The sequence below is a fragment of the Streptococcus anginosus subsp. whileyi MAS624 genome (assembly GCF_000478925.1).
Classification (GTDB): Bacteria; Bacillota; Bacilli; order Lactobacillales; family Streptococcaceae; genus Streptococcus; species Streptococcus whileyi.
In genome coordinates this window covers 1,490,117-1,504,384 of sequence record NZ_AP013072.1, presented here as the reverse complement: position 1 = coordinate 1,504,384, position 14,268 = coordinate 1,490,117, and the positions used below count along the sequence as shown (strand labels likewise).

General features: G+C 39.9%; 16 protein-coding genes, 1 tRNA gene and 1 other RNA gene. 17 read left to right on the top strand and 1 reads right to left on the bottom strand.

What is annotated here, in order from left to right; genetic code table 11:
- Nucleotides 1-360: 360 nt before the first annotated feature.
- Nucleotides 361-1,362 carry a YdcF family protein gene (locus ANG_RS07650; protein WP_003037347.1) on the bottom strand — a complete coding sequence of 334 codons (1,002 nt, stop codon included), beginning with the start codon at nucleotides 1,360-1,362 and terminating at the stop codon, nucleotides 361-363.
- A 135-nt stretch (nucleotides 1,363-1,497) separates the two neighbouring features.
- Here ANG_RS07650 and ssrA point away from each other — a divergent pair.
- The 17 genes from ssrA to ANG_RS07570 all read left to right on the top strand — a co-directional run bounded on the left by ssrA (nucleotide 1,498) and on the right by ANG_RS07570 (nucleotide 14,171).
- Nucleotides 1,498-1,847: a transfer-messenger RNA gene (gene ssrA / locus ANG_RS10730) on the top strand.
- Between the two features lie 8 nt (nucleotides 1,848-1,855).
- Nucleotides 1,856-1,943 (top strand) — tRNA-Ser (locus ANG_RS07645).
- A 150-nt stretch (nucleotides 1,944-2,093) separates the two neighbouring features.
- The gene (locus ANG_RS07640) at nucleotides 2,094-2,474 is read left to right on the top strand and encodes a CidA/LrgA family protein (RefSeq protein ID WP_003037448.1); all 381 of its coding nucleotides are present in this window, start codon (nucleotides 2,094-2,096) and stop codon (nucleotides 2,472-2,474) included.
- Nucleotides 2,467-3,162 carry an LrgB family protein gene (locus tag ANG_RS07635; RefSeq protein ID WP_003037392.1) on the top strand — a complete coding sequence of 232 codons (696 nt, stop codon included), beginning with the start codon at nucleotides 2,467-2,469 and terminating at the stop codon, nucleotides 3,160-3,162. The genes ANG_RS07640 and ANG_RS07635 overlap by 8 nt, the downstream gene beginning before the upstream one ends.
- A gap of 117 nt (nucleotides 3,163-3,279) precedes the next feature.
- A complete protein-coding gene (locus ANG_RS07630; protein WP_003037315.1) occupies nucleotides 3,280-3,792 on the top strand; it encodes an adenine phosphoribosyltransferase in 513 nt (170 codons plus the stop codon).
- Between the two features lie 99 nt (nucleotides 3,793-3,891).
- Nucleotides 3,892-4,836 carry a homoserine O-acetyltransferase MetA gene (gene metA, locus ANG_RS07625; protein ID WP_003037498.1) on the top strand — a complete coding sequence of 315 codons (945 nt, stop codon included), beginning with the start codon at nucleotides 3,892-3,894 and terminating at the stop codon, nucleotides 4,834-4,836.
- Between the two features lie 8 nt (nucleotides 4,837-4,844).
- Nucleotides 4,845-5,519, top strand: coding sequence for a DnaD domain-containing protein (locus tag ANG_RS07620; protein ID WP_003037268.1), 675 nt, complete (start codon nucleotides 4,845-4,847; stop codon nucleotides 5,517-5,519).
- A gap of 93 nt (nucleotides 5,520-5,612) precedes the next feature.
- The gene (locus ANG_RS07615) at nucleotides 5,613-6,302 is read left to right on the top strand and encodes a tRNA (adenine(22)-N(1))-methyltransferase (RefSeq protein WP_003037437.1); all 690 of its coding nucleotides are present in this window, start codon (nucleotides 5,613-5,615) and stop codon (nucleotides 6,300-6,302) included.
- Complete coding sequence (locus ANG_RS07610) at nucleotides 6,289-7,086, top strand: Nif3-like dinuclear metal center hexameric protein (protein ID WP_003037504.1); 798 nt, start codon at nucleotides 6,289-6,291, stop codon at nucleotides 7,084-7,086. Before ANG_RS07615 ends, ANG_RS07610 begins: the two co-directional genes overlap by 14 nt.
- Nucleotides 7,087-7,098: 12 nt before the next feature.
- Complete coding sequence (locus tag ANG_RS07605) at nucleotides 7,099-8,196, top strand: NAD(P)/FAD-dependent oxidoreductase (protein ID WP_025271875.1); 1,098 nt, start codon at nucleotides 7,099-7,101, stop codon at nucleotides 8,194-8,196.
- The gene (locus ANG_RS07600; protein ID WP_003037245.1) at nucleotides 8,197-8,673 is read left to right on the top strand and encodes an 8-oxo-dGTP diphosphatase; all 477 of its coding nucleotides are present in this window, start codon (nucleotides 8,197-8,199) and stop codon (nucleotides 8,671-8,673) included. It abuts the gene before it with no gap.
- A gap of 18 nt (nucleotides 8,674-8,691) precedes the next feature.
- Nucleotides 8,692-9,519 carry a ZIP family metal transporter gene (locus ANG_RS07595; protein WP_020999534.1) on the top strand — a complete coding sequence of 276 codons (828 nt, stop codon included), beginning with the start codon at nucleotides 8,692-8,694 and terminating at the stop codon, nucleotides 9,517-9,519.
- A 201-nt stretch (nucleotides 9,520-9,720) separates the two neighbouring features.
- Nucleotides 9,721-10,590 carry a glucose-1-phosphate thymidylyltransferase RfbA gene (rfbA, locus tag ANG_RS07590; protein WP_003027717.1) on the top strand — a complete coding sequence of 290 codons (870 nt, stop codon included), beginning with the start codon at nucleotides 9,721-9,723 and terminating at the stop codon, nucleotides 10,588-10,590.
- A gap of 3 nt (nucleotides 10,591-10,593) precedes the next feature.
- A complete protein-coding gene (locus tag ANG_RS07585) occupies nucleotides 10,594-11,187 on the top strand; it encodes a dTDP-4-dehydrorhamnose 3,5-epimerase family protein (protein WP_025271874.1) in 594 nt (197 codons plus the stop codon).
- Between the two features lie 31 nt (nucleotides 11,188-11,218).
- Nucleotides 11,219-12,265 (top strand): dTDP-glucose 4,6-dehydratase, encoded by a 1,047-nt coding sequence (rfbB, locus tag ANG_RS07580; protein ID WP_025271873.1) that lies wholly within the window; start codon nucleotides 11,219-11,221, stop codon nucleotides 12,263-12,265.
- Nucleotides 12,266-12,302: 37 nt separating this feature from the next.
- Nucleotides 12,303-13,322, top strand: a complete 1,020-nt coding sequence (galE, locus tag ANG_RS07575; RefSeq protein ID WP_003037295.1) for a UDP-glucose 4-epimerase GalE — start codon at nucleotides 12,303-12,305, stop codon at nucleotides 13,320-13,322.
- Between the two features lie 258 nt (nucleotides 13,323-13,580).
- A complete protein-coding gene (locus ANG_RS07570) occupies nucleotides 13,581-14,171 on the top strand; it encodes a class I SAM-dependent methyltransferase (RefSeq protein WP_003037334.1) in 591 nt (196 codons plus the stop codon).
- Nucleotides 14,172-14,268: the final 97 nt, after the last annotated feature.

The following is a 14,268-nucleotide window of genomic DNA, read 5'->3' as shown; positions in this document are numbered from 1 at the left end:
TTTGACTAGTTGCTAGCTAATCTGGACGAGTTCGTGTTTTTTTATCTTTGGTGACATAAAGCTAAAATGCAATTGCTCTGTCTCACAACTATTTTTTGCTAAATCTTCAAAACTGCATGACATTTCTTCCGTCCGCCCAGCGGACGAAATGAACTAGTTTTGATTTATATTGTCAGCCGGGCGGACGAAGTGAATGAGTTTTGGTTTATTGTGTCAGCTGGGCGGACGAAGTGAATGAGTTTTGGTTTATAGTGTCAGCCGAGCGGACGAGGCGAATGAGTTTTAGTTTACTTTGTCGCCTCGGTCGGCAGCTTCAATCGTTTTCTACGAATTGTTCATTCCGTTAAGTAAAATTACGCCTTATCGAAAGAGGTTAGTAAGCCAAACAATGAAATACAATCCAAGAAAAACGGCATGCCATTTCCAATAAAGCATGATTAGTCCAAGCGTTTCACGTATCCAAGCCGACGGGAGAAAATAAAGTGCTGTTCGGGAACCTATACTACGTCCTTTCAAACCAAGCTTTCGCATGTAAATGCCTGCTCGCAAAGAGTGGAAAGAGTTGGTGACGACCAAGCAGCGGTAGTTTTTCTCACGTTTCTCATCCAAAATTACTTTACTAAAACGCAGATTTTCTAAGGTAGTTGTTGACTGCCGTTCAACGATAATATCTTCCTCTGAAATACCAGCTTGCCTTAAATACTGTGCCATGGCATCTGCTTCGGTTAATGTTTCGTCCGTACCTTGACCGCCAGACACGACAATTTTAGGAGTATGATTAAATTTTTCATACCTCATTTTTCCTTTTTCGAGTCGTTGAGCGAGAAGAGGTGGAACCTTGTCTCCTATCAAACCAGACCCTAAGATGATGATGTAGTCTGGATGTTTTATGACGGGCAATACATTATAAACAAAACCGTAAAGGATATAGGTCACATAAAGATAGCTACCATAAATTAGAAGTCCATTTGTAAGAGATAGGATTTTATGAAGAAAGATAAAATGGGGAAAGAAAAAAGTAAGCGCTAGGGAAAGAGCAATAGCGAGTCCATAAAAGAGGGAGAGAAGGTTTGCTAAACGCCTGCCTTCAAAGGTCATCATCTGTCTGCCATTAAAAATGAGATAAATGGTTGAAATTATAACACTCAAAGGAATGAAAAGTGCTAAGATGAGCAAAGAAAGCATTGCCAGATTTCTATTGACAAGTTGTTCCATATGAATCACAAACAAACCAGAAACGATAGCGGCAAATAAAATTAAAACAATACTAAGCAAATACGCATTGAAGAGTCGCCTTGGCTCTATATAAATCAAGACAAGAAAAAGAAGAGCAGGAAGAAGCCAAATAAGATGCAATACCATAATGTGATAACAATCCTTTCAAACAGATTCCTTTTTAGTATAGCATAAAAGTTCCTGTAAAAAAGTAGATTTAAAAAACAATGGACCTAAAAATTGAAATATTATTAAAAATATGGTATAATGTTTTTATGTCTTGGGGTCGTTACGGATTCGACAGGCATTATGAGGCACATTTTGCGACTCATCGAGCGGATGTAAAGCGCCAGTTAAATATAACTGCAAAAAATAATAATTCTTACGCTTTAGCTGCCTAAAAAACAGCCAGCGTGACCAGATTCGGATTGCTCGTGTTCGATGACCGGTCTTAATAATAGCGAGATACGATTAAGCCTTGTCTAGGGGCTTGATAAGAGACTGATAGACTCGCTTGGCTTGGGCTTGAGTTATGTGTCAAAGTGAAGTTAAATCCAATACATAACCTATGGTTGTATACAAATGTGTTGGCAGGTGTTTGGACGTGGGTTCAATTCCCACCGGCTCCATTGTTAAATATGGAAGATTACTCAAGAGGCTTAAGAGGCTGTGTTGGAAACGCAGTAGGCGTGTGAAAGCGTGCGTGGGTTCGAATCCCATGTCTTCCGTTTTGTTACAAAACGCTCGTTAGTGACGTTTTTTTCTTACTAGAAGATAAAATGAGTGAAGAGAACGGATTCACTCATTTATTTTTTTGAAAAATATTGAAATTTTTCTGAAAAGTAGTAGACTGTTACTAGAAAGTTTGGAGGTTTCTTGTGAAATTATACGTACAATTGATGATTATTTTTTCGATTTCTTTGATAGGAGAAGGGATTTCCTATCTTTTTCATTTGCCTATTCCAGGAAGCATTATTGGCCTCATTCTTCTTTTTTTGGCTTTACAATTTAAAATTTTCAGATTGCGGCATGTGAGTATGGTGGGAAATTTTTTATTAGCCAATATGACCATTTTATTTTTGCCGCCAGCGGTTGGAATTATGGATAAATTTCATGTCATTGCGCCTTATTTGTTGCCGATTGTTTTGATTATTGTTGGGGCGATTGTGATCAATGTGGTTGTCATTGCCGTGGTTGTTCATTTTATCAAAAATCGCTTTGAAGGAGATTACGGAGAAGGAGAAACAAGAAATGTCTAATTTGTGGGGCAATCCTTTATTTGGTTTGGCTTTATCAATCTTTGCTTATCTGGTAGGAATGTTGATTTTTCGCAGATTTCCGCATCCTTTGACAACACCTTTACTTCTAGCCACCATATTTGTCATTGTATTTTTAAAATTGACAGGAATTTCTTACAAGAATTACTACGTAGGCGGGGCGTATTTGAATAATCTCATTGTGCCGTCAACGGTTGCACTGGGAATTCCTTTGTATAAAACATTTCATCTCATGAAACACCATGCCAGAAGCATTTTGATTGGTACTTTTGTAGCAGTAGTAGTGAATACCAGCTTTACAGCTTTAGTTGCCAAGGCATTTGGAATGGATTTTTTCTTAGCAATTTCACTATTTCCTAAATCAGTAACAACAGCTATGGCGGTTGGAATTACAGATAAAATGCAAGGGCTGACGACAGTGACGTTGGTAGTTGTAGTTGCAACGGGAATCTTGACAAGTGTGATCGGTCCGACTGTTTTAAAAATCTTAAAAATCAAAGATCCTGTTGCAGTAGGCTTAGCTCTTGGAGGAACGGGACATGCTGTTGGGACAGGGACAGCTTTTAAATATGGACAAGTCGCAGGAGCTATGGCTGGTCTAGCTATTGGCGTGACAGGGATTATGTATGTGATTGTCAGTCCAATTGTTGCAAGTATTATTTTAAAATAGCAAAAGACGAGAATGACTGTGCTGTGACTATTTTTTGAAAGCAAGTATGTTTTCTGCCCCATTTCCTAAAAAACATGATATAATAGAGAGTAAAAACTTTTTGATAGAAAGACAGTTATGGATTTAAAAGATTATATTGCAACCATTGAAAACTACCCACAAGAAGGGATTTTATTTCGTGACATTAGCCCATTGATGGCAGATGGAAATGCCTACAGCTATGCCATTCGTGAAATTGTTCAGTATGCTACGGACAAGAAAATTGACATGATTGTCGGTCCAGAAGCGCGTGGATTTATTGTTGGATGTCCGGTAGCTTATGAGCTTGGAGTTGGTTTTGCTCCAGTACGTAAGCCTGGGAAATTGCCTCGTGAGGTTATCTCAGCTAGTTATGAAAAAGAGTATGGTATAGATACCTTAACAATGCACGCAGACTCTATCAAGCCTGGACAGCGTGTACTGATTGTTGATGACCTTCTTGCAACGGGAGGAACGGTTAAAGCAACAATTGAAATGGTTGAACGTTTAGGTGGTATCGTTGCAGGTTGCGCTTTCCTTATTGAATTGGATGAATTGAAGGGACGCGAAGCTATTGGTAACTACGATTACAAAGTTCTCATGCATTATTAAGGTATAACTAAAAGCTATATCTTGTTGTAGAAAAAGTATAATTGAAAACTATATCTCCTTTCAGTATAATAAAAGCAGAAAGCAAAAGGAGATATTTTCATGCCTATTAAAATTGATAAGAAATTACCAGCTGTTGACATTTTAAGATCTGAGAATATCTTTGTCATGGATGATGAGCGTGCAGAACACCAAGATATTCGTCCTCTGAATATTTTGATTTTGAATTTAATGCCGCAAAAAACAGTAACAGAAACGCAGTTGTTGCGTCATTTATCAAATACGCCATTGCAACTTCGGATTGAATTTCTTTACATGACTTCTCATACCTTCAAAACGACACATGCGGACTATATGGAGACGTTTTATAAGACTTTTGATGAGATCAAGAGTCGTTATTTTGACGGTTTGATTGTCACTGGAGCGCCAGTCGAGCATTTGCCTTTTGAAGCAGTAGATTATTGGGAAGAATTCCGACAAGTTATTGACTGGTCCAAATCGCATGTTTACTCAACGTTGCATATTTGTTGGGGAGCGCAAGCAGCTCTTTATGCTCGTTATGGCATCGCCAAACACCAGATGAAGCGCAAGTTGTCCGGTATTTATAGTCAATCCACACCAGAAAAACCAAATTTGCTGTTCCGCGGCTTTGATGATGAATATGCAGCTCCTCATTCGCGTTATACAGAAGTTCGCAAGGAAGACATTCTAAATAAGAGTAATTTGGAAATTTTAGCTTGTGGAGAAGAAGTCGGTGTCTCCGTCGTGGCAAGTCGTGATCTTCGCGAAGTGTATAGCTTTGGCCATTTGGAATATGACCGCGAGACTTTGGCAAAAGAATATTTGCGTGATGTAGACGAAGGGCTGAATCCGCATATTCCAGAAAATTATTTCAAAAATGATAACGTTACTTCAATCCCCTGTTTACGATGGAATCTGGCTGCGGCGCTGTTTTTCAACAATTGGATTAATTATGCTGTTTATCAAGAAACGCCATTTGACTGGGAAAATGCAGCAAATGACGCTTCCTTGTTTGCTTATTTATAAGAGGTGTTATGACTTATTTATCAGCGTATAAGACGGGCAATTTAGTATTGCCGACTGAGTTTTTTTTTCATTTTCATGAAATATTTGATAATAGTGATGACTTTTTGGTCTGGCAATTTTTCTATTTGCAAAATACAACATCGCTAGAAGAGATTTCTCCTGTTCAGATTGCGGAAAGTATTGGGAAATCCGTTGCAGAGGTTAATCGCTCCATGTCAAATCTGACAGAAAAAGGATTGTTGCAGTACAAAACAATTGCCATCAATGGTGAAATTGAGGCAGTTTTTGATGCAATGCCAGCGCTTGAACGATTGGATGAAATTGTAGAGAATCACTCAAGCGTTGCGCAAGCTATTTCTCAAAATGTTTTAAAAGACTTGGTCGAGACTTTCCAGCAAGAATTAGGTCGTCTCTTGACACCATTTGAAATCGAGGATTTGACAAAAACGATTCAAGATGACAAGACCAGTCCTGAACTTGTTACTGCTGCTCTTCGTGAAGCTGTTTTTAATGGAAAGGCAAACTGGAAATACATTCAAGCTATTTTACGGAATTGGCGCCGTGAAGGCATTACAACAGTAGCACAGGTAGAAGCGAAGCGAGAAGAGCGTGAGGCGACAAATCCACAAAATATCACTGTCTCGGATGATTTTTTGAAGGCTATGGATTTGTGGCGAGATTAAGAAATCGGAGTTTATTCTCTTGGAATAGACTCTTTTTTTAGTTCCTTAAAAATGATATACTAAGTGAAACGATTATTTTAGAAATGAGTTATCATGCAAGTAAAGAATATCTCAAAACGTTTGAGAAAAGTGGCTAGTTTTGTACCACAGGATGCCAAAATCTTGGATGTAGGAAGTGACCACGCTTATCTACCGATTTATCTAATTCAGCAGGGTAAAATTTCCTCAGCCATTGCTGGTGAAGTTGTTGAGGGACCTTATCAGTCTGCGGTGACAAATGTAGCAGATAATCAGATGTCCGATAAAATTTCTATTCGTTTGGCAAATGGTTTAGCAGCTTTTGCAGTAGAAGATCAGATTGATGTTATCGTTATTGCAGGAATGGGAGGAGGATTGATAGCAGATATTTTAGACAATGGCAGTGCGAAATTGGCATCTGTTAAGCGTCTGATTCTTCAGCCTAACAATCGGGAAGATGAACTTCGCAGGTGGTTGTGTGGTCATGATTTTCAAATTACAGAAGAAGCTATTGTGGAAGAAAATGGGAAATTTTACGAGATAATGATAGCTGAACAGGGGCATCAAGTGTTGAATGCTGAACAAGAACGCTTCGGACCTTATCTAATGAGAGAACAATCAGCTGTTTTTCTAGATAAATGGCAGCGAGAAGTAGACAAGCTGGAAAAAGCTTTGGCTAAAATCCCCGAGAAAAATCTAACGGAACGCTCTGCTATGTCCCAAAGAATCAAGCAAATCAAGGAGGTATTGCATGCTGGCAAGTGAATTTATTAACCGTTATGAAGCATACTGTCCTAAGGAGCTGTCCATGACGGGAGATGTCTGTGGACTGCAAATTGGAACTCTGAATAAGGAAGTTAAGCGAGTACTGGTAGCTTTGGATATTCGCGAGCAGACAGTTGCAGAGGCGATTGAAAAAGATGTAGATTTGATTTTGGTTAAGCACGCACCGATTTTTCGGCCTATTAAGGATTTAGTGGTAGACCGACCTCAGAATCAGATTTACATCGATCTGATTAAGCACGATATTGCAGTCTATGTCAGCCATACCAATATTGATATTGTTGATGACGGTCTCAATGACTGGTTCTGTAATCTATTAGAAATCACTGATACGGATTATCTTAGCGAAACGGCTCCTGGACACGGCATTGGTCGTATTGGCAAGATTGTGCCTCAGACTTTTGGAGACTTTGCAGGCAAGGTTAAGGAAACTTTTGGTCTGGATAGTTTGCGTTTGGTGACTTATTCGGATGTGGATTTGGAGCAAATGATTGAGAAAGTGGCGATCTGTGGTGGCAGTGGTCAGTCCTTTTACAAGGAGGCTTTAGCACAGGGCGCTCAGCTTTATATTACAGGTGATATTTACTACCATACAGCACAGGATATGCTGAGCGAGGGGCTTCTAGCTTTGGATCCGGGTCACCATATAGAAGTGCTCTTTGTAGAAAAATTGGTTGAAAAGTTTCAAGATTGGAAAGTAGAAGAGAGTTGGGAAGTTGAATTTTTAGCCAGTCAGGTTTCTACAAATCCTTTTAAACATATCTAAGTAGGAAATTGTATGAAAAAAGTAGCGATTATTGGATCAGGGATTGTCGGATCAACTGCTGCCTATTATTTATCAAAAAATCCTGCTTATCAGGTAACAGTTTTTGACCATGGAATAGGTCAGGCAACCAAGGCAGCGGCTGGTATTATCAGCCCGTGGTTTTCTAAGCGGCGCAATAAAATATGGTATCGTATGGCGCAACTGGGAGCAGATTTTTATCTGGATTTGGTGGCTGATTTACAGAAGGACGGTTTTGCAACGGAGTTTTACCAACAGACCGGCGTCTTTTTGCTGAAGAAAAAAGAGGAGAGCTTGGAGGCACTTTATGACTTGGCAGACCAACGGCGAAAAGAGTCACCGCTCATTGGAGACTTGCGGCTGCTTTCACGGGCGGAAGCAGCAGAGTACTTTCCAGATCTTAAAGGTTTTGACCGGCTACTCTATGCTTCTGGAGGAGCACGCGTGGAAGGCTCATTATTGACTCAGGCTTTGCTTGCGGCTAACGGTGCAGAAGTAATTCAAAAGAAAGTAAGTTTGGACATTCGAGATGGGGCTTTCTGGGTTGATAGTTGTTGTTTTGACCAAGTTATATTGGCAACAGGAGCTTGGTTGCCTGAGCTTCTGAAACCATTAGGTTATCAGGTGGATGTTCGTCCACAAAAAGGTCAGCTGCGAGATTATCAGACTGCTCTGGTGACAGATGATTATCCAGTTGTCATGCCAGAAGGAGAGCTAGATATTATTCCTTTTCAAAATGGCAAAATCAGTATGGGAGCTACGCACGAAAATGAAGTGGGCTATGGTCTAGGAGTAGATCAAGGTTTGCTGGATAAAATGGAACAAGAAGCTCTTTACTATTTTCCTAGCTTGTCTCAGGCAAAAGTGGTGAGCGAGCGGGTCGGAATTCGAGGCTATACCAGTGATTTTTCTCCTTTCTTTGGTCAGGTGCCAAATCTTCCGCAGGTACTTGCAGCCGGTGGCTTAGGTTCTTCTGGTTTGACGACAGGGTCACTCATCGGATATCATTTAGCTCAGATGGTTCAGGGAAAAAGTGGTAGTTTAAATCCAACGGATTATCCTATTGAAAGATATATTAAAAAAGAGAAATAGATGACAGAAAAAATTTTAAATTGGGTCAATGTTTGTGTGAAAAAAGGGAATCAAGTTCTTTTGCTCAATCGACAGCATGATGATTTTAAAGGGTGGATTCAGCCAGGTGGGAAAGTTGAGTTTCCAGAATCTTTTTTTGAAGCAGCGGCTCGTGAGTTGAAAGAAGAAACAGGACTGATAGCTTTGAATTTACAGCTTAAAGGCATTTCCGGTTTTACCAATCCAACAAAAGCAGAGCGTTATGTCTTTTATGATTTTCTCTGCGAGGATTTTGAAGGGGAACTACTAACGGAATCACGGGAAGGTCAGCCCAAATGGTGGTCAATTGATGAGTTGGATTCACTACCCATGCAGGATGACATCAGAGGCAGGATTCCTTTGTACTGGCGAAAAGGCTCCTTTGAGCGGATTCACTATTGGGATGAAGAGAACCATTGCATCAAAGAAACCAAGACGATATTGTATGATGAAAGATAATGAGGAGATGAAGTTGTTATGAACTGGTTGCAGGAGCAGCCTGTAGTGCTGCAGGCTTTTTTGGCGGGACTCTTTACATGGGGCTGTACCATTGTAGGCTCTGCGGTTGTCTTTTTCTTTAAAACAGTCAGTCGTAAGCTGCTGGATATTATGATGGGATTTGCAGCTGGTGTCATGATTGCAGCTTCATTTTGGTCGCTCTTGCAGCCTTCAATTGAGTATGCAAAAGGTAACTATGGAGTGTGGTCTTGGATGCCAGCCGCCCTTGGTTTTCTGTTGGGTGGTTTCTTCTTGCGCTTTATTGATGCGGTAGTACCCCATTTACATCTTAGCAAGAAGGATGTATCTGAGGCAGAAAGCCTGCCGGAGCACAGCCGGAATAAACTGTCCAAAACGGCTCTGCTTTTTCTGGCTATTACCATACACAATTTTCCAGAAGGCTTGGCAGTAGGAGTGGCCTTCGGAGCCTTATCCAGCAATTCCAGTCCAGAAGTCTTTATCGGAGCTGTAGGTCTAGCTTTGGGAATCGGTCTCCAAAATGTGCCGGAAGGGGCAGCCCTGTCCATTCCTGTACGGACAGACGGGGAATCGCGTCTTAAAGCTTTTTACTGGGGTTCAATGTCGGCTATTGTTGAGTCTATCGGAGCTGTCCTTGGTGCTTATGCGGTTATGACAATGACGGCTATTCTACCCTATTCCCTGTCTTTTGCGGCAGGAGCCATGATTTTCGTCGTCGTGGAGGAACTGATACCAGATTCTCAGACAAATGGCAATACATATGTTGCGACTTTAGGTCTCATGGTGGGCTTTGTACTGATGATGGTATTGGATGTGGCTTTGGGATAGCAGATACTTTTTTAAAATTAGGCGTCTATTTTATCAGTTGCGCAGATAACAACAGTTCTATCTTGGCAGATTTTTTGTTTCGTTTTGGATTTTCATTAAGTATGAGAGACTTTAAATGAAAGCACTCTCTTTCTTGAAGGATGACATCCGCTTTCAAAAATGGTAAAATAAAGAGAATACATTTAAGAGAGGAAATTCATTATGAAAGGTATTATCCTTGCAGGTGGTTCTGGTACACGTTTATATCCTTTGACTAGAGCTGCATCTAAACAACTCATGCCGGTTTATGACAAACCCATGATTTATTATCCGCTATCAACCCTCATGCTGGCTGGTATCAAGGACATCTTGATTATCTCAACACCAACAGATCTCCCTCGCTTTGAGGATTTGTTGGGCGATGGCTCGGAGTTTGGTATCAAACTTTCTTACGCTGAGCAACCAAGTCCAGATGGTTTGGCCCAAGCCTTTATCATCGGTGCTGACTTTATCGGAGATGACCATGTGGCTTTGATTTTAGGTGATAATATTTATCATGGTCCAGGCCTTAGTAAAATGCTGCAAAAAGCTGCTTCTAAGGAAAACGGAGCGACTGTCTTTGGTTATCAAGTAAAAGACCCAGAGCGTTTCGGTGTGGTTGAATTTGATGAAAATATGAATGCCATCTCTATCGAAGAAAAACCAGAACAGCCACGTTCTAACTATGCAGTTACAGGACTTTATTTCTATGACAATGACGTAGTAGAAATTGCTAAAAATATCAAGCCTAGTCCACGTGGAGAGCTGGAAATCACTGATGTCAATAAGGCTTACTTAGACCGCGGCGATTTGTCTGTTGAGCTTATGGGACGTGGTTTTGCTTGGTTGGATACTGGTACACACGAAAGCTTGTTAGAAGCTGCTCAATATATTGAAACCGTCCAACGTATGCAAAATGTACAAGTAGCAAACTTAGAAGAAATTGCCTACCGTATGGGTTATATTACCAAAGAACAAGTGCATGATTTGGCACAATCACTTAAAAAGAACGAATACGGTCATTACTTATTGCGCTTGATTGGAGAAGAATAAAACATGTCTGAACAATTTTTTGAAAAAAAATTAGCAGCTCGTAAGATTGAAGCCATTCCTGACATGCTGGAATTTGATATTCCAGTTCATGGAGACAATCGTGGCTGGTTCAAGGAAAACTTTCAAAAAGAAAAAATGGTGCCCCTTGGTTTTCCGGAAAGCTTTTTTGCAGAAGGTAAGCTTCAAAACAATGTCAGCTTTTCCCGCAAAAATGTGCTTCGTGGACTCCATGCAGAACCTTGGGACAAGTACATTTCTGTCGCAGATGGCGGAAAAGTTCTCGGTTCTTGGGTTGATTTGCGTGAAGGAGAAACGTTCGGAAATACCTACCAAACGGTCATTGATGCCAGCAAGGGAATTTTCGTTCCTCGCGGTGTAGCAAATGGCTTCCAAGTATTGTCAGATACAGTTTCTTATAGCTATTTGGTCAATGATTACTGGGCATTAGAATTGAAACCTAAGTATGCCTTTGTCAACTATGCTGACCCCGCTCTTGAGATTGAATGGGAAAATCTTGACCAAGCAGAAGTTTCTGAAGCAGATAAGAATCATCCAATGCTTAAGGATGTTAAGCCTTTGACCAAAGATATGTTATAATACCCTCAGAAAAATAGGAGAAAATCTTTTCATGACTGAATATAAAAATATTGTAGTGACAGGTGGAGCAGGATTCATCGGTTCTAACTTTGTCCATTATGTGTACAATAACTTTCCAGATGTGCATATTACTGTTCTGGATAAACTGACTTATGCTGGTAACCGTGCCAACATTGAAGAAATTCTAGGCGACCGCGTGGAGTTGGTTGTTGGAGATATTGCTGATGCAGTGATTGTTGACCAAGTGGCTAAGGATGCAGATGCTATTGTTCACTATGCGGCAGAAAGCCATAATGACAATTCACTTAATGACCCACGTCCATTCATTGATACAAACTTTGTCGGAACTTATACGCTTCTTGAAGTGGCTCGTAAATATGATCTTCGTTTCCACCATGTATCTACTGACGAAGTTTATGGTGACCTTCCTCTTCGTGAAGATCTTCCGGGGCATGGTGAAGGACCAGGCGAAAAATTCACCCCAGAAACCAAATACAATCCAAGTTCGCCTTATTCTTCAACTAAGGCAGCTTCTGATTTGATTGTCAAGGCTTGGGTGCGCTCTTTCGGTGTTAAGGCCACCATCTCTAACTGTTCAAACAACTACGGACCATATCAACACATCGAAAAATTCATTCCGCGTCAGATTACCAATATCCTTTCAGGCATTCGTCCAAAACTTTATGGTGAAGGAAAGAATGTTCGTGACTGGATTCATACCAATGACCATTCATCAGGGGTTTGGACCATTCTCACAAAAGGGAAAATCGGTGAAACCTACCTAATTGGTGCAGACGGTGAGAAGAACAACAAAGAAGTGCTAGAACTCATTCTTAAAGAAATGGGACAACCAGCTGACGCTTACGACCATGTAACAGACCGTGCGGGTCACGACCTGCGCTATGCTATTGACGCTAGCAAGTTGCGTAATGAACTAGGCTGGAAACCAGAATTTACCAACTTTGAGGCTGGATTGAAAGAAACAATCAAGTGGTACATAGACCACCAAGATTGGTGGAAAGCTGAAAAGGAAGCTGTCGAAGCCAACTATGCCAAGACTCAAAAAGTATTAAAATAAAAAGTAACTATTGAAGTTTTGTCTTAAAAGGAGAATCATGAAACATAAAATTTTAGTAACAGGTGGAGCCGGATTTATCGGAACGCATACCGTTATTGAGTTAGTCAATGCTGGACACGAAGTTGTTATTGTTGATAATTTAGTGAATAGCAGCAAAAAAAGTGTAGAAGTTGTAGAACGAATTGTTGGTCAAAAAATTCCTTTTTATCAAGTGGACATTCGTGATAAGAAAGCCTTACTTGAAATCTTTAAAGCAGAACAACCAACGGGTGTGATTCATTTTGCGGCGTTGAAAGCAGTTGGTGAATCAACACAAATTCCGTTGACTTATTACGAAAATAACATTACAGGCACCTTGACATTATTGCGTGTTATGGAAGAAGTCAATTGTAAAAATATCATTTTCAGCTCTTCTGCAACTGTCTATGGAGATCCTCATACTGTTCCAATTTTAGAAGATTTTCCTCTGTCAGTCACCAATCCTTACGGACGTACAAAACTGATGATTGAAGAAATGCTGACAGATATTTACAAAGCTGATGCAAGCTGGAATGTTGTCTTGCTTCGGTATTTTAATCCAATTGGTGCTCATGAAAGTGGTGATTTGGGTGAAAATCCAAATGGCATTCCAAATAATCTCTTGCCATATGTGACGCAGGTTGCTGTTGGAAAATTAAAAGAAGTGCAAGTGTTTGGCAATGACTATCCAACAGTTGACGGTACCGGTGTGCGTGATTATATTCACGTGGTGGATTTAGCAAAAGGACATGTCGCAGCTCTTTCAAAACTTGAAGGAGATGCAGGAATGAATATCTACAATCTTGGAACTGGTAAAGGATATTCTGTATTAGAAATCATTCAGAATATGGAAAAAGCAGTAGGTAAGCCAATTCCTTATAAAATTGTTGACCGTCGTCCTGGCGATATTGTCATTTGTTATGCCGACTCTACAAAAGCAAAAGAGGAATTAGGTTGGGAAGCACAATTTGATATTACGCGTATGTGCCAAGACGCTTGGCATTGGCAAAGCAAACATCCAAATGGGTTTGATGACTAAATAAAAGGATATTTCAACTAGTAAGCGAGGTCGGGATAATAGTTTCTCAACCTCGCTTTTTAATAGAAATAAGCCTGACGCATAGTAGTTGATTGCTCAACCTATTGCTTTGAGATTTGGGAAAGAGCTTGCTATTTTTTTAGGAAGCTTGTATGAATGATAAGCTGATAGTAATTTCAAAATGAATTTACTAAGAAATTAGAAAACCAGTTAAGCATTTTTCTGGAAGAATGACTTACTTTCTGTTAAACTAAAAATATGGAACATCATTTTAATCATAAGGCAGAATCATTCGATTCTCCAAAAAATATATTTATTGCTGATCTCATTCGCCAGGAAGTGGAAAAACAAATTGTAGATTTTTCTGACAAGCGAATTTTAGATTTTGGCGGTGGTACAGGATTGGTGAGCCTGCCATTGGCAGCTCAATCCAAGTCAGTCACGCTTGTTGATATTTCAGATAAAATGCTTGATCAAGCTCGCCTAAAAGTGGAAAAGCAAGCCATTGATAATGTTTATTTGTTGCAACAGGATTTGTTGACAAACCCATTAAATCAATTATTTGACATCATCGTGGTTAGTCGTGTTCTTCATCATATGCCAAATGTTGAGAAGACTCTAGCAATGTTTAGAAATCATCTTGTAGAGGACGGACAGCTTTTTATTGCAGATTTTGTTAAAACAGACGTAAATCATCATGGCTTTCATCTTGATGAATTGGAAGAAAACTTATCTCAGAATGGTTTTCTGCCTGTCAAATCTCAGATAATTTATAGTGCAGAGGAACTCTTTTTAGGAAATTATGCGGAGCTTTTCTTGACATTAGCACAAAATCACTCGTTTGCATGACGAGTGATTTTGGTTTGTCTTTATAGTAAATTTCTTGATTCTTTTATGGAAATAGTAGAAAATGGCGCGTGGATATAGTATAATGTAGTTATATGAT